Consider the following 23,615-nt stretch of genomic DNA (forward strand, 5'->3'; position numbering starts at 1 on the left):
CACACCCACTATCACCCACCCAGAAGGCGTTCCTAAGAGCCTTACACGTGCCCGATAGCTGTTTTACCCACGTTCCTCGTGCCGGCTAGCGGGGGCGGAATAATTCGAAATATTCGTGCCGGATGGGTGCGGAATATAAGGTCCGGAAAGAGAAGATTAGAATTTTGCCGAGCCGCAAGACACTATAGCTAGCTGTTAGCAATAACTTAGATTGACACGAATATAGCATTTTGCTATATATTACCCATGAGCACAGTGCAGTACAGCAGGAAAGCGATTAAGGGGCTTCGGAAACTGCCCGCGAACTTAGTTGACCAGTTCCGTACTGCATTTCAAGAAATCGCTGATAACCGTGGCCAATGGGATGTCAAAAAACTGGCTGGTCGCGAAGGTTACCGGCTGCGGATTGGCGGGTATCGTGGCGTTTACAAGTTTGAAGGCGAGCAGGTAACAGTTATTGTGTTGGATGTTGGCCCTCGTGGAGGTATCTACAAATGAGCGTACAGATCATTGAGAACGATGGCATACCTGTGTATGCAGTGGTGCCAATTGCCGACTATCGGGCGTTAATCGAAAAAGTCGAAATGCTGGACGATGTGGCTGCCTTTGATAAGGCCGAGGCCGCACTGGCGGCAGGTGAGGATGAACTGGTGCCGTCTGATATCGCAGATTCACTGCTGGCCAATGTGAACGCGGTGAAGGTATGGCGTGAGTACCGAGGCATGTCCCAGGTCGCCCTGGCTGAGGCTGCAGGACTATCACAGGCGTATATCGCACAGATAGAGACCGGCAAAAGAGAAGGACGAATTGATGCCTACAAGGCTATTGCCAACGTCCTGGAAGTAGATATAGATGACTTGGTGTAAAGAAGGTATAGAAGAATTAAGCAACATCGAATGGTCAATTGCAGCCTAGCAGCCTGTCGGACTTTGACGGCTAACTGATTGATTTAGCTCTAATTTAGGGCAATTCGTGTGCGTGATAAAGTGCCGCCAAAACAATGGGTTACGCGATAAGTCCGACAGGCTCCTAGAAACTCCAAAGCGGTGGCGCATCCCGCTGACAAGTGGGACATGCTGCCCACGAACTCTTATAGACGTAGATGCTAGCCAGTGCCAGACATTGCCTGGTGATTCCAGTCACTCCCACTCGATGGTCGCCGGCGGCTTACCCGAGATGTCGTAGGCGACGCGGGAGATTCCATCGATCTCGTTGATGATGCGCCGCGAGACGGTCTCGAGAAACTCGTACGGCAGGTGTGCCCAGCGGGCGGTCATGAAATCGATGGTCTCCACGGCACGCAGGGCCACCACAAAGTCGTAGCGCCGTCCGTCACCCATCACGCCGACCGACTTGACCGGGATGAACACCACGAAGGCCTGGGAGACCTTGTCATAGAGGTCGTGGGCGCGGAGTTCCGAGATGAAGATGTCGTCTGCCTGGCGCAACAGGTCCGCGTACGCCTTGCGTACCGCACCGAGTATCCGCACCCCGAGCCCAGGCCCGGGAAAGGGATGCCGGTACACCATCTCCGACGGCAGACCCAGTTCGACACCGATGCGTCTGACTTCGTCCTTGAACAGTTCCCTCAGGGGTTCGAGCAGTTTCAGGGCCATGTCCTCCGGCAACCCGGCGACGTTGTGATGCGACTTGATCAGTTGTGCCTTTCCGGTCCTGGCCCCGGCGGACTCGATGACGTCCGGGTAGATCGTCCCCTGTGCCAGCCAGCGGGCATTTGTGAGCTTGCGTGCCTCCTCCTCGAAGATCTCGACGAAGGTGTTGCCGATAATCTTGCGCTTCCGTTCGGGATCCTCGACGCCGTCCAGCGCCTGCAGGAACCGCTGCTCGGCGTCGGCGCGCACGACGTTCACGCCCATATGCTGCGCGAAGGTCGCCATTACCTGATCCCCCTCGTGCAGACGCAGCAACCCGTTGTCCACGAAGACGCAGATGAGCCGAGCACCGATCGCCCTGTGAAGCAGGGCAGCGACCACGGAAGAATCCACTCCGCCCGACAGGCCGAGTACGACCTCCTCGTCCCCCACCTGCTCGCGGATGCGTTGAATGCTGTCCTCGATGATGTTTCCGGGCGTCCACAGGCCGGCGCATCCGCAGATCTCGTGTACGAAACGATTGATGATCCGCTGCCCCTGGCGGGTGTGTGTCACCTCGGGATGGAACTGGACTCCGTAGAACCCGCGACTGTCATCCGCCATCCCGGCGATCGGGGAGTTGCCGGTGACCGCCATCACGGTGAATCCCGGCGGCAGCGCGCAGACACGGTCGCCGTGTGACATCCAGACATCCAGCAGACCGATGCCTTCACTCGAGGTCTCGTCCTCGATATCGCTGAGCAGGCGGGTATGGGCATGCGCCGCGACCTTTGCGTAACCGAACTCGCGCTTGTCGGAGGTTTCCACCCGGCCGCCGAGCTGACTGGCCATGGTCTGCATGCCGTAGCAGATGCCCAGCACCGGCACGCCCAGGTCGAACAGGATCGGGTGCGCCTCGGGGGGCGCACCCTCCATGACCGACTCGGGTCCGCCCGAGAGAACGATACCGCGCGCGCCGAACGCCTCGATGGCGTCGGTCTCCATGTCCCAGGGATGGATCTCGCTGTAGACCCCGGCTTCCCTTACGCGCCTGGCGATGAGCTGGGTGTACTGGGAACCAAAGTCGATGATCAGGATCTTGTCGGCGTGAATGTTCTGCACGGTAGGGTGTCACCGGGTGGGAGGATTCACTGGAAACGCGTTCTCAGCGGGTCGCGGCAGGTGCGTGCAGCGCGTTTCGAGCGGGACGAGAAACGCATCGCAGCGATGCCGGTTCACCGGAACCGGCGGGATCAATCGATGCGATAGTTCGGCGCTTCCTTGGTGATGGTGACATCGTGGACGTGACTCTCACGCATGCCGGCCCCCGAAACGCGCACGAATTGCGGGCGGGTGCGCATCTCGTCGATTGTCGCGCAGCCGACATAACCCATACTGGATCGCAATCCGCCCATCAGTTGATGGATGATCGCGGTCAACGACCCCTTATAGGGAACCCTGCCCTCGATGCCCTCCGGAACCAGCTTGCGGGCGTCGTCCGCGCCCTCCTGAAAGTAGCGGTCCGAGGAACCCTGCTGCATCGCGCCCAGCGAACCCATACCGCGATAGGCCTTGTAGGAGCGCCCCTGAAAGAGTTCGACCTTGCCCGGGGCCTCGCGCGTTCCGGCAAACAGGCTGCCGATCATGACGACGTTGGCGCCGGCGGCGATCGCCTTGGCGAGATCGCCCGAGAAACGGATACCGCCATCTGCGATGACGGGCACCCCCGATCCCTGCAGCGCGTCGGTCACATCGGCTATCGCCGTGATCTGTGGCACCCCGACCCCCGCGACGATGCGGGTGGTGCAGATCGAACCCGGCCCGATCCCGACCTTGACCGCATCAGCGCCGGCGTCACGCAGTGCCTGCGCCGCATCTGCCGTGGCGATATTGCCGCCGATCACCTCGACGTCCGGGTAGGTTCGCTTGACCCAGGCGACCCGGTCAAGCACGCCCTGTGAATGACCATGTGCGGTATCGACCACCAGCACGTCGACCCCCGCAGCCACCAGGGCCTCAACACGTTCCTCGGTCCCGACACCCGCCCCGACGGCCGCCCCGACGCGCAACCGGCCCCGATCGTCCTTGCAGGCGAAGGGGAAGTCCGTCGACTTCTGTATGTCCTTGACCGTAATCATGCCACGCAGATGAAACTGGTCGTTGACCACCAGCACCTTTTCGATCCGATGCTCGTGGAGCAGATGGCGCACCTCGTCACGCCCGGCGCCCTCCCGCACGGTTACCAGCTTCTCCTTCGGTGTCATCACCTTGGAGACCGGATCGTCCATCCGGGTCTCGAAACGCAGGTCGCGGGCGGTGACGATCCCGACCAGGTCCTCGCCCAGCACCACCGGCACACCGGAGATCTTTTTCGAACGTGTGATCTCCAGCACCTCGCGGATACTGATGTCGGGACTCACCGTGATCGGCTCGGTGATGACACCGGTTTCGTAGTTCTTCACCTGATGGACTTCGTGCGCCTGCTCGGTTGGAGTCAGGTTCTTGTGGACGACGCCGATCCCGCCTTCCTGGGCCATCGCGATGGCCAGGCGCGCTTCGGTGACCGTGTCCATGGCCGCCGACATCAGCGGGAGGTTCAGGTCGATGTTGCGCGTAACTCGTGTGCCGAGCTGAGCGTCCCGGGGTAGCCCCTGCGAGTGGGACGGGACCAGCAGGACGTCGTCGAATGTCAGGGCTTCCTGGTTAATACGCATCGGTAGGCGGTGCCGGCTTTGAAATGACCGGTCATTATAGGGTTTGACCTTGGGATGGTAAACGGGTATCTATACGCCCCTGGTACACGAGGCAGCTGAAAACAAGCGGCCCCATTTGCACCTCTGGAGGAGAATATGACATCCAAACTCACCATTGCGGCCATCGTACTGATGGCCGTCGCTTCCGCAACCTGCGCCTCGAAGGACAAACCCGCTTCGAGCGCCTCCGGCGCCACCGCCATGGCCGCATCCGGATCCGCAGGCAAGTCGGACTACGAAAAGGCCATCAAGGCGGCAATGGAAGCTGAGAAGAAGGCAGCCTCCGTCGATAGCGAATGGCGCGATACGGGCGAATTGATCTCCCAGGCCGAAGAAGCCGCTGCCAAGGGTGACTACGCGGCCGCAACCAAGCTGGCCAACAAAGCGATGAAGCAGGGAGAAAACGGCTACGCGCAGGGCAAGGGACAGAAGGACGCCGGTCCGCGCTTCTGAATCCCGCCCGATTCAACCCGGTACGCCGGGAGTTTGAATGGCAAGCAAGCCGGGGCCACCCCGGCTTTGTTCTGTGCGCACCCTGGCTTTTTTCTCTGCATGATGTCTCCTGACATGAACCGAGACGCCGACGTCTACTCCGTCAGCCGCCTGAACCGGGAAGTTCGCGAGCTGCTTCTCGGGGAATTTCCGCTGCTGTGGGTCGAGGGAGAGATCTCCAACTGCGTCCGAGCGCGTTCCGGCCACCTTTACTTCACCCTTAAGGATGAGCTGGCACAGGTGCGATGCGCGATGTTCCGCAGCCGCAATGTGTTGCTGGAATTCGAGCCCGAGGACGGTCTGCACGTGCTGCTGCGCGCCAGGGTCAGCTTGTACGAAAACCGCGGAGAGTATCAACTCAGTGTCGAACACATGGAGCCGCTGGGCAGCGGCGAGCTGCACAGGCGCTTCGAGGCGCTGAAACGCAAACTGGCCGCGGCGGGGCTGTTCGATCAGGCGCGCAAGCGTGCCCCGCCGACCTTTCCGTGCTGTGTCGGTGTGGTCACCTCCACCAGTGGTGCGGCGGTGCGGGACGTACTCAGCGTACTGTACCGTCGCTACCCCGCCATGCCGGTTATCGTTTTCCCCACACCCGTGCAGGGCGCGGCCGCCGCACCAGGTATTGTTGCGGCACTTCGTGCGGCGGAAGACCACGGCGAATGCGATGTCATCATTCTCACCCGGGGTGGAGGATCCCTGGAGGACCTCTGGCCGTTCAACGAGGAGGTCGTCGCACAGGCAATCCATGATTGCACCGTGCCTGTCATCAGCGCGGTGGGCCACGAGATCGATTTCACCATTGCAGATCTCGTCGCCGACCGGCGAGCGCCGACGCCTTCGGCGGCAGCCGAAATGGTGAGTCCCGATACGTCCGAGTTGTTGCAGCGAATTGCGCAGCTGAGGACCCGGCTGCGCACCATCAGCATATCCTGGCTGGAGCGGCATCGCCTCGCGTTGCGTCAGCTCGAGGGCCGGCTCGGGCGCGAACACCCCGAGGCGCGCCTGCAACAACATGGCTTGCGGCTGGACGACCTGGAAAGACGCCTGGTCCTGGCCATCGGTCATTCGCTTCGCAACCGCTCCGATGCACTCGCCCGCCTGCGCGCACAGCTCGCTACCGTTTCCCCGGTACACCGTTTGGGCCTGGCGAGTGGGGTGCTACCGGGGCTCGAGCAGCGTTTGCATGCGGCAATGAGGCGCTTTCTCGAGGGCGTCGCCGCGGATCTGAAGCGCAAGCGACGGACACTGATTGCCGTGGGGCCGATGGAAACCCTGGAGCGCGGTTATGCGATCGTGACCGCCGGCGACGGGAGCATCGTTCGCACGCACAACGATTTCGGCGACAGTGAGGACGTGACCATCCGACTGGCCCGGGAACTTCTCGACGCACGGGTCACCGGCTGGCAGGCGGTGACGGACGACTAGGCGGCGCAAAGGTTATTCGGGCACGGGCCGAGGCCCGCAGTTCGCGCAGGAACGCAAGGTCGACAACCGGTCCGCGAAGCGGTGGGCCGCTCAGGACAGTGGATGCCGCGTCGGGCGTCCCAAACCCGTCGACCACGGCGAGCGCACCGGTGAAATCCTCACCCCGGGTATAGCAACCGGGCGTTACCAGAACGGGCAGGCCCGCCGCGCGGGCCGAGCGCAGCCCGTTGCGTGAATCCTCGATGGCGAGGCACCCGCGCGGTTCGACACCGAGTCGGGCACAGACATACCGGTAGATGTCCGGCGCGGGCTTTTTTCGATCGACGACGTCCCCGGCGCCGATCTCGTCGAACCACTCCGGCGAGTCGGGTCCCAGGTTGCACTCGAGCAGGACCCGAACGTTCTCGGCCGTCGTCGTAGTCGCAATCGCAAGCCTGACTCCCGCCTGCCTCGCCTCGCGCAATACCCGCTCAATTCCGGGCCTCAAACCGATTTCGCCGGCCTTAAGCAACGCGATATACCGTTGGGTCTTCAGCGCATGGATGTCCTGAACAAAGGCCTCCCGATCGGAAACAGCCGGCATCTCCGACTCGTGGGATTGGATATAATGATGGATTCGCTCCTTTCCACCGGATACGGCCAGGAGCTGTCCGTAGTCGGCGACATTCCAGTGCCAGTCCAGACCGATCGCCTGGAACGCCTGGTTGAAAGCAACCCGGTGGCCATCGCGTTCGGTTTCAGACAGCGTACCATCTACATCAAATATCAATGTGTTAAGTTCGTTCATTGACAAATTACATAACCATTTTCAGTCCAGCTTTTCCGGCGCCCGTTCCTGTCCGCAACTGCCGCTCAGGGGCAATGCGGATCAGACCTGCAAGCATGGCCGACCTGACGTGGACCGCAAAAATCGAAATGACCGCGCGATTGTACCTGTCTGATCGAGTCATCGCGTCCGGTGGACTCCTGCTTTGTACGACGTTGCTTGTCTCGGCGCTTGCTTTCAGCGGACCGGTCACGGCCGCCGCGGACACCGAAGCGGGCCCGCATCACGTCATAACAAGACCGCTCGAAGAACTCGTCTACCAACCAAGGTACTCGGCGCCCGCCACCGCGGTGAGTCTCAACGAGAGCCTGATCAGCGCCGAGATCACTGCCCGGGTGGCGGATATCCCCGTTCTGGTGGGCGACACCGTCGAGCGCGGGGACATGCTCGTGGAACTGGATTGTGCGGACTATTTGCTTGAAGCGCGTCGCGCTGAGGCCGCACTGACGGGGGACTCCGCCAGGCTCAACCTGGCAAAGAAACAACTGGAACGGGCCCGCAAGCTCGCCCAACAGAAGAACCTGTCGATGGAGACCCTCAATCAGCGCGAAACGGACGTCGAAACCGCGCGGGCCTCACTGGCCGCGGCCCAGGCTTCGGTTGAACGAGCGGCGCTGGACGTGTCCCGATGTCGGATCACCGCGCCGTTCGACGGTGTGATCCTGGATAGGATGGTGGGCGTCGGGGCCAGGGCGGAGATGGGGGCAAACGTGGTACGCATGCTCGACAGCGCATCGCTCGAGGTCTCCGCGCAGGTGCCTGTACAACGGGTCGGAAGCCTGCAGGCCGCGACCGAACTCTGGTTCGAGGCCGAAGACAAAACGTTCCCACTTCGTCTTCGTGCGGTCACGCCCGCCGTGGACACCCTGGCGCGCAATCGCGAGGTCCGCCTGCTGTTCAGCGACGAACCGGCCCTGCCCGGGACACCCGGCAGACTGGTCTGGGCGGAGCCCATACCCCACGTGCCGGCCAGCCTGATCGTCAGACGGGACAATCAGCTCGGGCTCATGGTCTCCAACGACTCCCACGCCCGCTTCCTCCCCGTCCCGGGGGCGCTGGAGGGCCGGCCCGTTCCCGTGGATCTACCGTCGTCGACGATGATCATCGTCGATGGACGCTTCGGAGTACAGGACGGCGACGCGCTCGTCGTCACCAACTGAACCCGGACGTGTCGTCGCGTTCAGAGGCCCGACCCGCATGGACATCTTCCTTCGTCGACTTTACGCGAATCACGTACTGGCCAATCTGGTGTTCGTGCTCGTGCTGCTCATGGGATTCCTCTCCTACAAGCAGCTACCGCGCGAACAGGACCCCACGATCAACTTCAACTGGATCGACATCACCACCGTCATGCCCGGCGCCTCCGCCGAGGACATGGAGAAACGGGTCACCGATATCCTCGAGGACGCTATTCGGACTGTCTCCGATATCAAGTTCGTTTCCAGCAACAGCCACGCCAGCGTGTCCAACATCCTGGTCCGATTCAACGACGACATCGACGAGACGACATTTAACAAGCGGATCACCGACCTGCGCCGCGAAATCCAGAACAAGGAGGACGAACTGCCGGAAGAGGCCGAGGATCCCTTTATCTTCGAGATCACATCCTCGAACGCCTTCCCGTCCGCCACCGTACTGGTGACCGGTCCTGCCAATGACGAGAACCTTCGGCGTCAGGCGGAACTCGTCAAGAAGGACATCGAACGGATGAAGGGTGTGGACCGGGTGATGGACACCGCACTGGCGGAACCGGAACTGCAGATTCTCTTTTATCCCGAACGCCTTGAAGGACTCGGCATCAGCCCCGTACGTCTCGCCGACTCCGTCGCAGCCTACTTTCGCGACATCTCCGGTGGCTCAGTCTCCGTGGGTGACCAGGACTGGCTCGTTCGGCTGGTCGGGACCGACAGTGACCCGGGGTATCTGGCCCGGCTTCCCGTCTCCACGCCGGCCGGCGAGATCCCGCTCGAAAGCGTTGCCGACGTCGTCCGCGGGCGCGAGAAGCCAGAGCACCTGATCAGCCACGAAGGCCGCCCGGCCATCATGCTTGCCGTGACGAAGAAAGGCAGCGCCAACACCCTCGAGCTCGTGGAGCGCATCAACGCCTACGTCGAGGAGCGCAACCGCCTGCGCGCCAAGACCGGCGTGACCCTGGTACTGGCCGACGATCAGACAGAGATCACCCGCAACGCCCTGAACATCATGCAGCGAAACGCACTGCTCGGTCTGTTCCTGGTGCTGTTCGTCACCTGGGTGTTTCTCGGCAGCCGGATCGCCATACTCACCTCTGTCGGTATCCCCTTCATCCTGGCGGCGACCTTCTGGTTTCTCGCGGGCATCGACCAGACACTGAACGTCACTGTCCTGCTCGGCGTCGTCATCAGCCTCGGCATGCTCGTGGACGATGCCGTCGTCGTGGTCGAAGGCATCTTCTACCGCCTGCAGGCCGGGCAGGATGCGATGCGCGCCTCGCTGGAATCCCTGCGCGAGGTGATCGCGCCGGTGACCACTGCCGTCCTCACCACCATCGCGGCGTTTGTCCCGCTGATGCTACTACCGGGCATACTCGGAAAGTACATGCTGATCATTCCCCTGGTGGTGTCCTCGGCGCTTTCGATCAGCCTCGTCGAGGCGTACTGGATGCTGCCTTCCCACATCATCGCGGCGAACGTCTCCTTCGCCCGGCCGTCCCGCATCCACAGCCGCCGCCTTCGGTTCCTGCACTTCATTCGCGTCAAGTACACCCGCTTTCTCGTCAAGGTCCTGCGGTATCCGAAGACTACCCTCGCCAGCATCGCGATGCTGTTCGTGCTGGCGCTCGCGGCAGTGTTCAGCGGCCAGATCCGGATGGAGTTCTTCGCCTCCGATCCTGTGCGCCTGTTCTACGTCAATGTCGAAATGTCCGCCGGCACACCGCTCGAGGAGACCCTGGCCAAGACCCTGGAGGTCGAGGCGCGGGTACGTACACACGTCCGTCCCGACGAAGCCCGCTCCATCGTGAGCTACGCCGGAGAGATGTTCACGGAGACCGCGCCCCGCCAGGGCAAGCATCTCGGTCAGATCCTGGTGGCATTGAATCCGCGTGCCGAGGGACTTCGCAGCGTCGATGAGATGATCGAGTCCATGCGCTCAGACGTCTCGACGACGCCGGGCCCGACCAAGTTGAGTTTTCTCCGGCTCGCCGGCGGCCCGCCGACGTCCAAACCCATCAACATCAAGGTCCGCGGGGACCAGATCGAGACGATACGCAAGGCCGCCGGAGCGCTTCAGGACATCATGCGCGGTAATGATGCCATCCGCGACATCAGCGACGACGACAGCCCGGGGCAGATGGAGCTCGTGATGAAGATCAATCACGACGCCGCGCGCAGGGCCGGAGTCGATCCCCTGGAGATCGCGCGCGCCGTGCGTATGCTGGTCGACGGCGAGGTGGTTGCCAGCATGCAGGATCAGGGCGAAGAACTCGAGGTGCGTCTGCGCGCCCGTCCACGGGATATCGACGACATCACCGAATTGCTGTTCGTCACGTTGCCGACCACGGATGGCCGGCAGATCCCGCTGCGTGCGCTGATGGACTCGAACCTGAAACTCGGCCTCATCAATATCCGGCACTACAATTTTCGGCGGGCAATCACCGTCGAGGCGGACATCGACAAGCAGCGCATCGACACGGTTGCGGCGAACAACACGATTCTCGAGTCCTGGGAGGCGGTGAGCGACCGATACCCCAATATCAGTCTGGATTTCTCCGGGGAACTCGACGATATCCAGGAAAGCATGGACGCCATCTTCAGCCTTTTCCTGTTCGGGATCGGGCTGATGTATGCGATCCTCGGGACCCAGTTCCGCAGTTATTTCCAGCCCCTGATGATACTGGTCACGGTGCCGATGGCCTTCACGGGCGTTGTCGCCGGGTTGTTCATCACCGGCAATCCGCTGAGCCTTTTCACCATGTACGGCGTCGTCGCGCTCGCCGGTATCTCCGTCAATGCGGCGATCGTGCTGATCTCCGCAGCCAATGCCCGGTTGGCGGCAGGGATGTCCGTGCTGCACGCCACGCTCTATGCCGCGCGACGACGCGTCATTCCGATCCTGATCACCTCGCTGACGACCATTGCGGGCCTGTTTTCACTCGCGACCGGCCTGGGTGGGCATTCCCTGTTGTGGGGCCCTGTCGCCACGGCGATCGTCTGGGGCCTGGTCGTTTCGACCTGTTTGACACTGTTCGTCATTCCCCTGCTGTACCGGCTGTTCATGCGGCCGCATCATGTTTCTGCTCACGCGCTTGCACCGGCTACCGAGACCTGATATTAAGGGCGCTTTTATTTTTTCCGCTTTTCCAGCGCTGCAGTCCGGTCGGGGAGACAAGGTGTATGACCGGTTCGGCGAGAATTTCTATAATTACTGATCTTAGGCGATTTCTGTCAATTGACATACCATCCTGCTTGTCTTTGTCGTCCGTCCTCTGTGTTGCAACAACCGTTGCATAGTTCGACTATGCGCCTGTTGTCGCGTCTTGATGACGAACGAAAATCCGGCGCGCTCTGGTATGTCATTTTCCGGCAATCGCCTTAACGCGGTAACTACTTAATATATTGTATAGGAGTAATCCTAGTGCCACCATCAGAAGAACGGAGCAACAAGGCCCCTGTGCAGACAGTGCCCAGTGTCGAGCCGTACAAGATCAAGAAGGACGAGCCGTACATGGGCGACGCTCAGAAGGACCACTTTCGCAACATCCTGACAACCTGGAAAAAGCAGCTGATGGAGGAAGTGGACCGGACCGTCGACCACATGAAGAGCGATGCATCCAATTTCGCGGACCCGGCTGACCGAGCCACCCAGGAAGAGGAATTCGCCCTCGAACTCCGGGCCAGGGACCGGGAACGAAAGCTGATCAAGAAGATCGACGAATCTCTCGTCCTGATCGACAATGACGAGTACGGTTATTGTGAGGCCTGCGGTGTCGATATCGGCATCCGACGGCTAGAGGCCAGGCCCACCGCGACGCTCTGCATCGATTGCAAGACGCTCGAGGAAGTCAAGGAAAAGCAGACCAGGGCCTGAAGAGACCGGCGTCTGCCCGAAGGGGCCGCAATTTACAGTGGGTCTTCGAACCACGTCCCCGGAAACCGTCCCGGATGGAAACGACGACTTCCCGGTACGTCGGGCGGTTTGCCCCCTCACCGACCGGACCGCTACATTTCGGATCCCTCGTCACGGCGGTAGCCAGCTACCTGGAGGCGCGATCGCGAAACGGTCGCTGGCTTCTCAGGATCGAAGACCTCGACCCGCCGCGGGAGGTCCCGGGTGCAACCGGCATGATCCTCGAGGCCCTGGAGGCCTATGGCCTTGAATGGGACGGAGCGGTCGTGTTGCAGAGCCGCCGGGCCCGTGCCTACGGCGCAGCGCTGGAGGTCCTGGAATCCCGCGATCTCACCTATCGCTGCGGCTGTTCCCGAAGGAGTCTCATCGAGACCGCGACAGCCGGCACGCACGGTCCGATCTATCCGGGGACCTGCCGCTCCGGGACCGCTTCCGATCTTGACGAGTTCGCCGTTCGGATCCGGACAAACAACAAGCCGATACGCTTTAAGGATCTCAATCTGGGTCTGGTGGAGCAGGAGCTGGAATCCGAGGTCGGCGACTTCATCGTGCGCCGCAGAGACGGCTACTACGCCTACCAGCTCGCGGTGGTGGTGGACGATGCCTGGCAGGGCGTGACCGACGTGGTTCGTGGATCGGACCTTCTTTCCTCCACACCCCGCCAGATCCATCTCCAACACCTGCTGGGCCTGCAAACGCCCCGGTATCTCCACGTCCCGGTCGTGGCAAATACCCAGGGCGGAAAGCTCAGCAAACAGACCGGCGCGCAGGCCCTGCCACTCGACAATCCGGGGCCGCCATTGCTCGAAGCGCTGAAGTTTCTCGATCAGGCGCCGCCTGAGTCACTGATTGGTGCGCCGGTCAGCGAGATCTGGCGCTGGGCGCTGGCATATTGGCGCGCGCAAGACCTTCCTCGATGCGAGAGCAAGATCCTGGGGCATGACCTGAAGCCGTACGGAGAACCGACGTGATTCGCAAAAGCGACTTCACCCCGGCATGGTGGCTGCGCAACGGGGGGGTACCTGCTGCGAAAGCTAAAGCGCAGCACCCTGAGAAAAACGGGTATGCCGGGCTTTGCGCCTGTTGTCGCGCCTTGATGGCGAACGATCCCGGCGCGGCGCTGTCCCTGCTTTGCTTGGGCACCGGTCTTGGGCTTCCTGCCCAAGCCGTTCACTGCTTCGCAGCTCACCCGGCGCAATCTGGTATGCCATCTTCCGGCAATCGCCTGACCAAATCAAAAAAAGGGGCCAAGAGGCCCCTTCCTATTCGGCTATCCGATGTGACTACGCTCAGTTCTGGCCAACTGCCTTCATGCTGAGGCGGATTCGCCCCTGCTTGTCCACCTCGAGCACCTTCACCTTGACCACGTCCCCTTCGGAAAGCTTGTCCGAGACATTGGCCACGCGCTCGTCGGAGATCTGCGAGATGTGCACCAGCCCGTCCTTGCCGGGCAGGATGGTCACAAACGCGCCGAAATCCATGATCTTCACGACCCGGCCGTCATAAGTACTCCCGACCTCGACATCCGCCGTGATCTGCTCGATGCGCTTTCTGGCCTCCTCTCCGGCGCCCTTGTCGACCGAGGCGATCTTCACGTAACCGCTGTCTTCGATATCGATCGTCGCACCCGTTTCCTCGGTAATGGAGCGTATCGTCACCCCGCCCTTGCCGATGACGTCCCGGATCTTGTCCGGATGGATCTTCATGGTGATATAGCGGGGCGCATACTCGGACATTTCCTCGCGCGGCGCCGAAATGGCACTGTTCATGCGCTCGAGGATATGCATGCGGGCATCACGCGCCTGAGCCAAGGCTCCCTCCATGATTTCCCGGGTGATTCCGTCGATCTTGATGTCCATCTGCAGCGCCGTGATGCCGTCGGATGTCCCTGCAACCTTGAAATCCATGTCGCCCAAATGGTCCTCGTCGCCCATGATATCGGTGAGCACGGCATATCGGTCGCCTTCCTTGATCAGGCCCATCGCGATACCAGCCACCGGGGCCTTGATGGGGACGCCAGCGTCCATCAGCGAGAGGCTCGTTCCGCAGACAGAGGCCATCGAGCTGGAGCCGTTCGATTCCGTGATCTCGGACACCACGCGGATCACGTAGGGAAAGGTCTCGCTTGACGGCATGACAGCGGCGACACCACGCTTGGCCAGGCGGCCGTGGCCGATCTCGCGTCGTTTGGGTGATCCCACGCGTCCGGTCTCGCCGACGCAATAGGGGGGGAAATTGTAGTGAAGCATGAAGGGCTCACGGCGTTCGCCTTCCAGCGCGTCGATGATCTGTGCATCCCGGTCGGTTCCCAGGGTCGTCACCACCAGGGCCTGTGTTTCACCACGCGTAAACAGGACCGAACCATGGGTCCTCGACAGTACGCCGGTACGAATGGTGATCGGACGGACGGTCACGCTATCGCGTCCGTCGATACGGGGCTCCCCGTTCAGGATACGTCCTCTGACAATGTCCTTCTCCACGGACGAGAAGACCTCACGCACGTCTTTCTCCCCGGCGCCACCGTCCGAAACCAGCTTTTCAATGGCACTGGCGCGGACCTCCGAGACACGCTCCTGACGCTCGAGCTTGTCGGCGATCCGATAGGCCGCGCCCAGATCGTCGGCACAGGCCGCATCCACAGCCGCCTTCAGTGATTCATCGCGTTCGGCAGGGGTCCAGTTCCAGGCCGACTTGCCTGCTTCGGCGGCAAGCTCCCGGATGGCGCCGATCGCGGTCTGCATCTGCTCGTGCCCGTACATCACCGCGCCGAGCATGGCCTCCTCACTCAGCTCGCTTGCCTCGGACTCCACCATCAGAACCGCACTCTCGGTGCCCGCCACGACCAGGTCCAGTTTCGATTCCATTAGTTGGGTCGCGGTCGGGCTGAGAACATAGTCTCCACCGATATATCCAACCCGCGCGGCCCCGACAGGCCCCGCGAACGGCAACCCGGAGAGCGCCAGCGCCGCGGATGCGCCGAGGATGGACGGTACGTCCGCGTCGATCTCGTTGTTGAGGGAAAGCACCGTAGCGACGATCTGGACCTCGTTGGTGAAACCCTTCGGGAACAGTGGTCTCAGGGGCCTGTCGATCAGACGACAGGTGAGGATTTCCTTTTCGCTGGGACGCCCCTCGCGTCGAAAGAACCCGCCGGGAACGCGGCCCGCTGCGTAGGTCCGCTCCTGGTAGTCCACGGTCATCGGGAAGAAGTCCCGGCCCTCGATCGCGTCCTTTGAACCGACCGCCGTGACCAGCACTACGGTTTCCGCCATGTTCACCATCACCGCACCGCTCGACTGCCGGGCGATTTCCCCGGTCTCCAGCGTCACGGTGTGGTCACCGTACTTGAAACTTTTCTTTACGGGTTCCACGTCTAATTCCTGTTGAATGAAAGCCAGTTGAAGAGTACGTCTAGCGACGCAGGCCGAGTGACGCGATCAGTTCCTGATAGCGGCCCTGGTCCTTTTGCTTCAGATAGTCGAGTAGTTTCCTTCGCGCGTTGACCATCTTCAGCAACCCATGCCTTGAATGGTGATCGTGTTTGTGCGTACTGAAGTGCCGTGTCAACTCGGTGATCCGTGCCGACAGCAGGGCAACCTGAACCTCGGGCGAACCGGTATCGTTACCGGCCCGTTGATACTTCTCAATTACCTGACCCTTTGCGGCCGAATCAAGTGACATTCCTGACTCCTGAACTTAGCGGAAGAACAATCGGCGAATTTTAACATGTGTCTCCGACCGACGAAATGTTAGTCAATGAATACGAGCCGCTTCGGTGCTACGCGACCGTCGTCGAGTATCCTGCCGATCCCGAGAAACACATTGTGCTCGTCGTAAAGCCGTACCAGGTCATCCACCGGTGCGCCGGGAACCAGCACCGGCTGCCCCGTACGCGCGTAATAGGCCAGGTCGTTGTTCAACACCAGCCCCGGATGGGTCGACAACGCGGAATCGAGCGGCTGCAGGGACTCGTCAAGCGCCGTCGTCCCTTCATTGGCGAGTTCCCGGAGACGATCCATACCGACCATGTCGGACTCCGCGTACGGACCCAGGCCCGTGCGTCGCAATCTCGTGACGTGCGCACCGCAACCCAGTGCCTCGCCGATGTCTTCGGCAAGCGTTCTGATGTACGTTCCCTTGGAACATTCGATATCCAGCGTCAATCTTTCACCGTCAAACGAAACGAGGTCCAGCAGCCGTATTCGAACCTCTCTGGGTGTCCGCTCGACTTCCAGGCCCTCGCGCGCCAGCTCGTAGAGGCGCTTGCCCTTGTGCTTCAGTGCCGAATACATCGGGGGCACCTGCTCGATGACCCCGGTAAACCTGCAAAGTACATCACGGATACGCGATTCCGGGATGTTGCCGGGCTCGCGCCGTTGCATCACCTCGCCTTCCACATCGCCCGTGGTGGTGCGGATACCGAGCGTGCATTCCGCCAGATAGCGCTTGTCTGCCTCAAGGAGGAACGCCGATAGCTTGGTGGCCTCACCAAAGCAGATGAGCAGCAGTCCGCTGGCAATCGGATCCAGGCTGCCGGTGTGGCCGGCCTTCCTCGCCCGGAAAAGTCGCTTGACGTCCTGAAGCGCTGCATTGGAGGAAATCCCCACCGGCTTGTCCAACACCAGAATGCCGTGGACGTTCCTCAGATTCTTCCTGTGTCTTGCCATATCCTTTGCCGTGCGTGGCACGCCCGTTACCGAGTTTGAGAAGCGCTCCGCCCGTTCGACCCCCCGCCAAACCGGCCTCCCCTGCCCGCAGGCCTAGTGCCTGCGAAGTTCCGAGGCGATCAACGCCTCCAGCCGGTTGGCGCGCAGTTCGGATTGGTCGTAAACGAAGCGTAGCTCCGGGGTCACGCGCGTCCTCATGGTCTTTCCGATCTCCCTGCGCAGATACGGCGCCGCGCTGTCGAGGCCGGCCTGGATGTCCGCCGGATCGTTCTCCTCGCCGAGGATCGAGTAGTACACCCGGGCGTGAGCCAGGTCCCGGGATACCTCGACGTCGATCAGGGTAACCCCCTTGACCCTCGGATCCTTGACGCTGTCCCGGATAATCCTCGCAAGCTCGCGATGGATCTGTTCACCGACACGTAATGTCCTCGAAAATTCCCGCGGCATATTACCCTCCGGACGCGGCAAAACCCGCACGGCGTATCGACCCGGGCCTGACTGGGACAGAGCCTTGTGGCCACATCGCCGATTTCACTCCCATTGACGGAACTTAGGCGATTTCTGTCAAATGACATACCATCCTGCTTGTCTTTTCGTCCGTCCTCTGTGTTGCGACAGCAGTGACATAGATCGACTATGCGCCTGTTGTCGCGCCTTGATGACGAACGAAAATCCGGCGCGATCTGGTACGTCATTTTCCGGCAATCGCCTTAGGCGCTTTCTGTCAAATGACACAACATCTTTCTTGTCTTTTCGTCCGTCCTCTGTGTTGCGACAGCAGTGACATAGATCGACTATGCGCCTGTTGTCGCGCCTTGATGACGAACGATCCCGGCGCGGCGCTGTCCCTGCTTTGCTTGTGCACCGGTCTTGGGCTTCCTGCCCAAGCCGTTCACTGCTTCGCAGCTCACCCGGCGCGATCTGGTATGCCATTTTCCGGCAATCGCCTTACAGGACCCGGTCCACGACAATGCGCTCGAACACCTCGATATGGTCAGCCACCTTGACGTCGTTGTAGTTCTTGACCGCGATACCGCATTCGGTACCCGCCCGAACCTCGTCGACATCGTCCTTGAAGCGGCGCAGGGATTCGAGCTCGCCCTCGTAAATGACCACGTTGTCCCTCAGTACCCGGATCGGGTTACCCCGCTTGACGGCGCCCTCCACGACTATGCAGCCCGCGACCGCTCCCATGCGCGAGGATCTGAAAACATCCTTGACCTCCGCCAGGCCCACGATCTCCTCGCGGAGCTCGGGCGAAAGCAGGCCCTGCATGGCCGACTTGACGTCGTCGATGACCTCGTAGATGACACTGTAGTAACGCATGTCGATCCCGGAATCCGCCACCGCACGCCGCGCCGAAGCGTCCGCACGCACGTTGAACCCGATCAGGATCGCGCGGGATGCCTCGGCCAGTGTCACATCCGACTCATTGATCCCGCCGACACCCGCAGACACGATCTTTACCCGAACCTCGTCGGTGGAAAGTTTCTCCAGTGAGTCCCTCAACGCCTCGGCGCTGCCCTGGACGTCCGCCTTGATCATGATGTTGACCTGCGCGACCTCACCATCGGCCATGTTAGAGAACAGGTTGTCCAGCCTTGCGGCCTGCTGTCTCGCCAGCTTCGAGTCGCGCTGTTTCTCCTTCCTCGAATCTGCGACTTCCCGCGCCTTGCGTTCGTCGTCGACGACCACCACCACCTCTTCACCGGAATTCGGCGCGCCCGATAGCCCGAGCACGACCACCGGCGTGGAAGGACCAGCTGACTTCACCAGTTTTCCGTTCTCGTCGAACAACGCCCGAACGCGCCCGAATTCCTGCCCGCTGAGAATCAGGTCGCCGGGCCGCAGTACACCGCTGGTCACGAGTACGGTTGCGACCGGCCCCCGACCCTTGTCGAGACTGGACTCGATCACCACGCCCTGCGCCGGCCCATCTGCACCGGCCCTTAGCTCCAGCATTTCGGCCTGCAGCAGCAAGGCATCCAGCAGTTCGTCGATCCCCTCCCCGGTTTTGGCCGATACGGGCAGGAACATGTAGTCTCCACCCCAGTCCTCGGGAATGATCTGTTGGGCGGCCAACTCGTTCTTTACGCGATCGAGATCGGCTTCCGGTTTGTCGATCTTGTTGACGGCGACCACCAACGCCACCCCGGCGGCCTTTGCGTGCTGGATCGCTTCCTTTGTCTGCGGCATCACGCCATCGTCAGCCGCAACCACCAGAATGACGACATCGGTGACCTGGGCGCCGCGCGCGCGCATGGCCGTGAAGGCGGCATGCCCCGGTGTATCCAGGAACGTGACTACCCCCTTGTCGGTCTCCACGTGGTAGGCCCCGATGTGCTGCGTGATCCCGCCGGCTTCCCCGTCCGCGACCCGTGTGCGGCGTATGTAGTCGAGGATCGAGGTCTTGCCGTGATCGACGTGTCCCATGATGGTGACGATCGGTGGTCGGGGTCCTAGCTCGCCCTCTGCGGGTTCCTGTCTGGAGAGTTTGGTCTCGATGTCCTCGACTTCGTACCGCTTGGCCTTGTGCCCCATCTCGTCCACGACCAGCATCGCAGTATCCTGTTCGATGGGCTGGTTGATCGTGGCCATGACACCCATCCCCATGAGGACCTTGATCACCTCAGGCGCCTTGACCGCCATCTTCTGGGCAAGCTCGGCGACGGTGATGGTCTCGGGAATGACGACTTCCTTGATGACCGGCGCGGTGGGCCTCTCGAACCGGTGTTTGCCCGAGGCAACCACCTTAACGGACTTCCGCCTCGGTTTGCGCCGGCCGCGTTTGTCACTAGCGACATGCAGTTGCTCTTTTCGTCCGGAGCGGGCCTCGTCGCCCCCTCCTTCTTGCCCCTTCGGGGTTGTCTTCCTGGAGCGTCTGGCCTTCTGCGCCTCCTTGGCCTTGCGCTCTTCCTCGGCTCGGCGGGCTACCTCCTCGGCTTCCTTCTTGCGCTTTTCCTCTTCCTCGGCCTTGCGTTCCAGGTCTGCCTTGCGGGCCTCCTCGGCCTTTCGCCGCAACGCTTCGGCGGCCTTGCGCTCGGCTTCATCTCGCGCGGCCTGCTCCGCGGCGGCGCGGGTCTCTTCCTGCCTTTCCTGGAGCTTCTTGGCCTCCTCTTCCTTGACCGCATCACGCTTGACGTAGGTCCTACGCTTGCGCACCTCTACATCGACGGTCTTGGTCTGTCTCCCCTGCCCCCCGGCGATGCGCAATCGTCCGGTACTCCGGCGCTTCAGCGTGATCTCGCTGCGCTGCCCCCTGGGTTCCTTGCCATGCGCACCCCGCAGGTGCTCGAGCAATTTTTCCTTCTGTTTCTCGCTGATCATCTCGTCAGCATTCGAAAACTGCATGCCAGCGGTCTTCAGCTGCTCCAGCAACTTGTCCACGGACGTATCCACGTCGCTTGCAAACTGCTTGATCGTGACTTCCGTCATTTACCCTGCCTCCGGCGACCGTCAGTCACCCCTGCTCCTCTTGTTCAAACCAGGGAGCGCGCGCCTTCATGATCAGGTCCGAAGCGCGCTCCTTGTCCAACCCATCGATCTCCATTACCTCGTCCACGGATTGTTCTGCAAGATCCTCCATGGTGAGGATTCCCTTGGCTGCCATCCTGTAGGCGAGCTCCGAATCCATCCCCTCCATCTCCAGAAGATCCTGGGCGGGCTGGGCCTCGTCCAGCACCTCCTCTGAGGCGATCGCCTGCGTCAGCAGTGCGTCTCGCGCGCGTCCGCGCAATTCGTCGACGACGCCCTCGTCGAACTCCTCGATCTCGAGCAGTTCCGTCCTCGGGACGTAGGCAACCTCGTCCAGACTGGAGAAACCTTCCTGAACCAGGATCGCCGCGATCTCCTCGTCCACGTCGAGGCGCTCCATGAACAAGCCCTGAAGCTCCCGCGCCTCGGAGTCGCTCTTCTCGTCGGCCTCGGCCTCGTTCATGACGTTCAGCTTCCACTGGATCAGCTGGCTTGCGAGCTTGATGTTCTGCCCGCCGCGTCCGATCGCCTGGGACAGCTTCTCCTCCTCCACTGCGATGTCCATGCTGCGGGCCTCCTCGTCCATAACGATGGATTTCACATCCGCCGGTGACATCGCGTTGATGACATACTGTGCCGGGTTCTCGTCCCACATCACGATGTCGATCCGCTCTCCCGACAGCTCGTTGGAGACCGACTGGACGCGCGAACCGCGCATGCCGACGCATGCCCCCACCGGGTCGAGCCGGGGATCATTCGACTTGACCGCGATCTTGGCCCGCAGTCCGGGATCTCGGGCCGCCGCGACGATCTCGATCAGGCCCTGCCCGACCTCCGGGACTTCCAGCTTGAACAGCTCGATGAGAAACGGGTCGCTGGTCCGCGTCAGAATCAACTGCGGCCCGCGCGTCTCTGTGCGCACCTCCTTCATGAAGGCCCGCAACCGATCTCCCGAACGGACCGATTCCCTCGGCAGCATCTCCTCCCTGGGAACGAAACCCTCGACGTTTCCGCCGAGATCGATATAGATACCGGAACGTTCGACACGCTTGACCTCGCCCATGACCAGCGTGCCGATGCGGTTCTGATACTCTTCGGCGATTCGCGCCCGCTCGGCCTCGCGGACCTTCTGTACGATGACCTGCTTGGCGGTCTGTGCCGCGATCCGGCCGAATTCGACCGACTCGATCGGTGCCTCGATGTATTCCCCGACCTCGATCTCGGGGTGGTCCCGGCGCGCGTAACTCACCAGGATCTGTCGCTCGGTCGATTCGAATTCCGGGTCCTCGTCGTCGATGACTTGCCAGCGCCGGAACGTCTCGTACTCGCCCGATGTTCTGTCGATCTGCACCCGTACATCGATTTCGCTACCGTGCTTCTTGCGGGTGGCCGATGCCAACGCCGCTTCGATCGCCTCGAAAATGATCTCATTGTCGACACCTTTCTCATTCGAGACGGCGTCGACAACCAGCAGAATTTCTTTGTTCATAACAATTCGCTCTCAGTCCATGCCCCATCGTTGCGGTTCCTAAAGCCGACAGGCTCTTAGAGGCTCATTCCGTCACCGGCATGAAACTGCGTGCGGAGATTGCCTCCGGCCTCAGTCCCTCACCGCTACGGCGGCGCAGTCGTTCCGACCGCGGGGCGTGGACTACAGATCCTCCGAATAATCCGGCACCAGCCTTGCACGTTCGACCTCGCGATACGGTATCGTCACCGGTCCGTCCTCGCATTCGATTACCAGCCGATCCTCATCGAATGCACTCAACGCGCCTTTGAAATTCCTCCTTCCCCCGATCCTCTCCCGGGTCTTTACCGTGATGGGTTGTCCCACGTTTCGGGCGAAATGCGAAGGCTCGAGCAGTGGACGATCCATCCCCGGTGAAGACACCTCCAGGGTATAGGGCCCACCGACCGGGTCCTCCAAATCCAGGACCGCGCCCAACTGGCGGCTGACCCGTTCGCATTCGTCCAGTGATACGCCCCCCGCGCGGTCGATATAGACACGCAGCAGATCATGCCCCGAGCCGGAACCGAACTCGACGCCCCACAGCTCGCACCCGAGTCCTTCCACAACCGGCTCAGCGAGTGCCTGCAGGTGACGATAGTCGATGGCCATTGCTAGCAAGTCCGCGACCCGTAAATCCAGTCAATAAAAAAGGGCACTCGGCCCTTTATTTCTTATCGCTCGGCAGATTGATGTATGCCCGTATCCGTCTTCCCTAACGATAAAGAGCCCCGGTCAGGGGCTCTTTGCAGCGCAAGCTTATCACTGCGGGATGTAACCACCACCCCGGTGAGCGTGGCCGGATTATACGCCGAACGGCATCACATACCAACAGCAAAAAGGCGATGGGCGGGAAAGAAAGGAAATTCCCCTCGGGATTCCTGGACCTGTCCAACCGGAACGTAGAAGCCGCGTAACGCCCCCGGAGCACGGGGCAAGTCCAGACGATGGATTATACCCGTCACGGACAGGTATAGTTTGGTAGCGGGGGCACGCGTCCTGCGATATGCGGTCATCCTGTCAATGGTGGCCTGGGTCTGTTCGGCCGGGGTGAGGACATTCCCGGTGGCGATGGCCGCGGCGTAGAGGCTTGCCCGGTTCGTGCGGGCCTGCCACTGGTGTTCGTCCTCGTGCGAGCGCGCCAGGTGTCTGGCGTAGTCTCGGACCTGGTCCCGCCTGGTTGCTCTCAGGCGATTTCTGTCAAATGACATACCATCTCGCTTGTCTTTTCGTCCGTCCTCCGTGTTGCGACAACCGTTCCATCGTTCGACTATGCGCCTGATGTCGCGCCTTGATGACGAACGAAAATTAAGGCAGGATTTCAATAAAAAATTGCTGAGATGGAGATCCTGAGCAGATTGCCTAACGTAAGCAAATTCAGTCGGACGCAGCTATCGCTGCGCCGCCGATTCCAGCGTTCGGCATTAACAGAGGGATATTGCAGTACCAACAATCTCAATGTTTTATGGCATCCTCATCAGGATGTTCTTCTATGACACAGACAAACACCATGTTCCGCACATCCATGCAGAATATCAGGGCCAGGTCGCTGTCTATGCGATAGAAGATGGCGCTGTGTTGGCCGGAGAACTTCCCGAGAAGAAACAAAAGCTTGTGGTGGCTTGGATAGAAATTCACCAAGAAGAATTGATGGCTGATTGGCAGTTGGCAGTGGCCGGAAGTAAGCCGTTCCCTATACGAGGGCTAGATCAATGATTATTCAAGAAGTAATTCCAAAAGAAGGCTTCATTATTCACGTTGTGGCAGAAAATG

The 23,615-nt window shown here is 61.1% G+C and carries 20 protein-coding genes; 9 read left to right on the forward strand and 11 right to left on the reverse strand.

Annotated features, from left to right (window positions below; all coding sequences use genetic code 11):
* Nucleotides 1-246 precede the first annotated feature (246 nt).
* Nucleotides 247-498, forward strand: a complete 252-nt coding sequence (locus LJE91_07285) for a type II toxin-antitoxin system RelE/ParE family toxin (protein ID MCG6868525.1) — start codon at nt 247-249, stop codon at nt 496-498.
* Nucleotides 495-866 carry a helix-turn-helix transcriptional regulator gene (locus LJE91_07290; protein ID MCG6868526.1) on the forward strand — a complete coding sequence of 124 codons (372 nt, stop codon included), beginning with the start codon at nt 495-497 and terminating at the stop codon, nt 864-866. Before LJE91_07285 ends, LJE91_07290 begins: the two co-directional genes overlap by 4 nt.
* Nucleotides 867-1,139: 273 nt before the next feature.
* Here LJE91_07290 and guaA read toward each other — a convergent pair whose 3' ends face one another.
* The gene (guaA, locus tag LJE91_07295) at nt 1,140-2,714 is read right to left on the reverse strand and encodes a glutamine-hydrolyzing GMP synthase (protein ID MCG6868527.1); all 1,575 of its coding nucleotides are present in this window, start codon (nt 2,712-2,714) and stop codon (nt 1,140-1,142) included.
* 131 nt (nt 2,715-2,845) lie between these two features.
* Nucleotides 2,846-4,306, reverse strand: coding sequence for an IMP dehydrogenase (gene guaB / locus LJE91_07300; GenBank protein MCG6868528.1), 1,461 nt, complete (start codon nt 4,304-4,306; stop codon nt 2,846-2,848).
* Between the two features lie 135 nt (nt 4,307-4,441).
* Here guaB and LJE91_07305 point away from each other — a divergent pair, with 135 nt between their 5' ends.
* Nucleotides 4,442-4,798 (forward strand): SoxXA-binding protein, encoded by a 357-nt coding sequence (locus LJE91_07305; GenBank protein ID MCG6868529.1) that lies wholly within the window; start codon nt 4,442-4,444, stop codon nt 4,796-4,798.
* A 114-nt stretch (nt 4,799-4,912) separates the two neighbouring features.
* Nucleotides 4,913-6,262: an exodeoxyribonuclease VII large subunit gene (gene xseA, locus LJE91_07310; protein ID MCG6868530.1), complete on the forward strand. Its 1,350-nt coding sequence runs from the start codon at nt 4,913-4,915 to the stop codon at nt 6,260-6,262.
* Here xseA and LJE91_07315 read toward each other — a convergent pair.
* Complete coding sequence (locus LJE91_07315; GenBank protein ID MCG6868531.1) at nt 6,231-7,049, reverse strand: HAD family hydrolase; 819 nt, start codon at nt 7,047-7,049, stop codon at nt 6,231-6,233. The genes xseA and LJE91_07315 overlap by 32 nt on opposite strands.
* 128 nt (nt 7,050-7,177) lie before the next feature.
* On the opposite strand from LJE91_07315, the gene LJE91_07320 reads away from it, so the two are divergent.
* The 4 genes from LJE91_07320 (at nt 7,178) to gluQRS (ending at nt 13,165) form a co-directional block, all read left to right on the forward strand.
* Complete coding sequence (locus LJE91_07320) at nt 7,178-8,248, forward strand: efflux RND transporter periplasmic adaptor subunit (GenBank protein ID MCG6868532.1); 1,071 nt, start codon at nt 7,178-7,180, stop codon at nt 8,246-8,248.
* A gap of 37 nt (nt 8,249-8,285) precedes the next feature.
* The gene (locus tag LJE91_07325) at nt 8,286-11,396 is read left to right on the forward strand and encodes an efflux RND transporter permease subunit (GenBank protein MCG6868533.1); all 3,111 of its coding nucleotides are present in this window, start codon (nt 8,286-8,288) and stop codon (nt 11,394-11,396) included.
* A 306-nt stretch (nt 11,397-11,702) separates the two neighbouring features.
* Nucleotides 11,703-12,155, forward strand: a complete 453-nt coding sequence (dksA, locus tag LJE91_07330; GenBank protein MCG6868534.1) for an RNA polymerase-binding protein DksA — start codon at nt 11,703-11,705, stop codon at nt 12,153-12,155.
* 74 nt (nt 12,156-12,229) lie between these two features.
* Nucleotides 12,230-13,165: a tRNA glutamyl-Q(34) synthetase GluQRS gene (gene gluQRS / locus LJE91_07335; GenBank protein MCG6868535.1), complete on the forward strand. Its 936-nt coding sequence runs from the start codon at nt 12,230-12,232 to the stop codon at nt 13,163-13,165.
* A gap of 318 nt (nt 13,166-13,483) precedes the next feature.
* On the opposite strand, the gene pnp is transcribed toward gluQRS, so the two are convergent.
* From pnp to LJE91_07375, 8 genes are all read right to left on the reverse strand, one after another.
* Nucleotides 13,484-15,565 (reverse strand): polyribonucleotide nucleotidyltransferase, encoded by a 2,082-nt coding sequence (gene pnp, locus LJE91_07340; protein MCG6868536.1) that lies wholly within the window; start codon nt 15,563-15,565, stop codon nt 13,484-13,486.
* A 40-nt stretch (nt 15,566-15,605) separates the two neighbouring features.
* Entirely contained in the window at nt 15,606-15,875 is a 270-nt protein-coding gene (gene rpsO, locus LJE91_07345; GenBank protein ID MCG6868537.1) for a 30S ribosomal protein S15, read from the reverse strand.
* A 68-nt stretch (nt 15,876-15,943) separates the two neighbouring features.
* Nucleotides 15,944-16,861, reverse strand: a complete 918-nt coding sequence (truB, locus tag LJE91_07350) for a tRNA pseudouridine(55) synthase TruB (protein ID MCG6868538.1) — start codon at nt 16,859-16,861, stop codon at nt 15,944-15,946.
* A gap of 93 nt (nt 16,862-16,954) precedes the next feature.
* Nucleotides 16,955-17,308, reverse strand: a complete 354-nt coding sequence (rbfA, locus tag LJE91_07355) for a 30S ribosome-binding factor RbfA (protein MCG6868539.1) — start codon at nt 17,306-17,308, stop codon at nt 16,955-16,957.
* A gap of 501 nt (nt 17,309-17,809) precedes the next feature.
* Nucleotides 17,810-20,296 (reverse strand): translation initiation factor IF-2, encoded by a 2,487-nt coding sequence (gene infB / locus LJE91_07360; protein ID MCG6868540.1) that lies wholly within the window; start codon nt 20,294-20,296, stop codon nt 17,810-17,812.
* Nucleotides 20,297-20,321: 25 nt separating this feature from the next.
* Nucleotides 20,322-21,824, reverse strand: a complete 1,503-nt coding sequence (nusA, locus tag LJE91_07365; GenBank protein ID MCG6868541.1) for a transcription termination factor NusA — start codon at nt 21,822-21,824, stop codon at nt 20,322-20,324.
* A 162-nt stretch (nt 21,825-21,986) separates the two neighbouring features.
* Nucleotides 21,987-22,454: a ribosome maturation factor RimP gene (gene rimP / locus LJE91_07370; protein ID MCG6868542.1), complete on the reverse strand. Its 468-nt coding sequence runs from the start codon at nt 22,452-22,454 to the stop codon at nt 21,987-21,989.
* A gap of 209 nt (nt 22,455-22,663) precedes the next feature.
* Entirely contained in the window at nt 22,664-23,053 is a 390-nt protein-coding gene (locus LJE91_07375; protein ID MCG6868543.1) for a hypothetical protein, read from the reverse strand.
* Between the two features lie 247 nt (nt 23,054-23,300).
* Here LJE91_07375 and LJE91_07380 point away from each other — a divergent pair, with 247 nt between their 5' ends.
* Nucleotides 23,301-23,558, forward strand: a complete 258-nt coding sequence (locus tag LJE91_07380; protein MCG6868544.1) for a DUF4160 domain-containing protein — start codon at nt 23,301-23,303, stop codon at nt 23,556-23,558.
* Nucleotides 23,559-23,615 lie beyond the last annotated feature (57 nt).

This window comes from Gammaproteobacteria bacterium (genome assembly GCA_022340215.1).
In the GTDB taxonomy this organism is placed as follows: Bacteria; Pseudomonadota; Gammaproteobacteria; order JAJDOJ01; family JAJDOJ01; genus JAJDOJ01.

Bases quoted from the DNA above. Each gene is read 5' to 3' on its own strand.
- LJE91_07285 (MCG6868525.1), top strand. From the start codon at position 247: ATGAGCACAGTGCAGTACAGCAGGAAAGCGATTAAGGGGCTTCGGAAA.
- LJE91_07290 (MCG6868526.1), top strand. From the start codon at position 495: ATGAGCGTACAGATCATTGAGAACGATGGCATACCTGTGTATGCAGTG.
- guaB (MCG6868528.1), bottom strand. From the start codon at position 4,306: ATGCGTATTAACCAGGAAGCCCTGACATTCGACGACGTCCTGCTGGTC.
- LJE91_07305 (MCG6868529.1), top strand. From the start codon at position 4,442: ATGACATCCAAACTCACCATTGCGGCCATCGTACTGATGGCCGTCGCT.
- xseA (MCG6868530.1), top strand. From the start codon at position 4,913: ATGAACCGAGACGCCGACGTCTACTCCGTCAGCCGCCTGAACCGGGAA.
- LJE91_07315 (MCG6868531.1), bottom strand. From the start codon at position 7,049: ATGAACGAACTTAACACATTGATATTTGATGTAGATGGTACGCTGTCT.
- LJE91_07320 (MCG6868532.1), top strand. From the start codon at position 7,178: ATGACCGCGCGATTGTACCTGTCTGATCGAGTCATCGCGTCCGGTGGA.
- LJE91_07325 (MCG6868533.1), top strand. From the start codon at position 8,286: ATGGACATCTTCCTTCGTCGACTTTACGCGAATCACGTACTGGCCAAT.
- gluQRS (MCG6868535.1), top strand. From the start codon at position 12,230: ATGGAAACGACGACTTCCCGGTACGTCGGGCGGTTTGCCCCCTCACCG.
- rpsO (MCG6868537.1), bottom strand. From the start codon at position 15,875: ATGTCACTTGATTCGGCCGCAAAGGGTCAGGTAATTGAGAAGTATCAA.
- truB (MCG6868538.1), bottom strand. From the start codon at position 16,861: ATGGCAAGACACAGGAAGAATCTGAGGAACGTCCACGGCATTCTGGTG.
- rbfA (MCG6868539.1), bottom strand. From the start codon at position 17,308: ATGCCGCGGGAATTTTCGAGGACATTACGTGTCGGTGAACAGATCCAT.
- infB (MCG6868540.1), bottom strand. From the start codon at position 20,296: ATGACGGAAGTCACGATCAAGCAGTTTGCAAGCGACGTGGATACGTCC.
- nusA (MCG6868541.1), bottom strand. From the start codon at position 21,824: ATGAACAAAGAAATTCTGCTGGTTGTCGACGCCGTCTCGAATGAGAAA.
- rimP (MCG6868542.1), bottom strand. From the start codon at position 22,454: ATGGCCATCGACTATCGTCACCTGCAGGCACTCGCTGAGCCGGTTGTG.
- LJE91_07375 (MCG6868543.1), bottom strand. From the start codon at position 23,053: ATGTCATTTGACAGAAATCGCCTGAGAGCAACCAGGCGGGACCAGGTC.
- LJE91_07380 (MCG6868544.1), top strand. From the start codon at position 23,301: ATGTTTTATGGCATCCTCATCAGGATGTTCTTCTATGACACAGACAAA.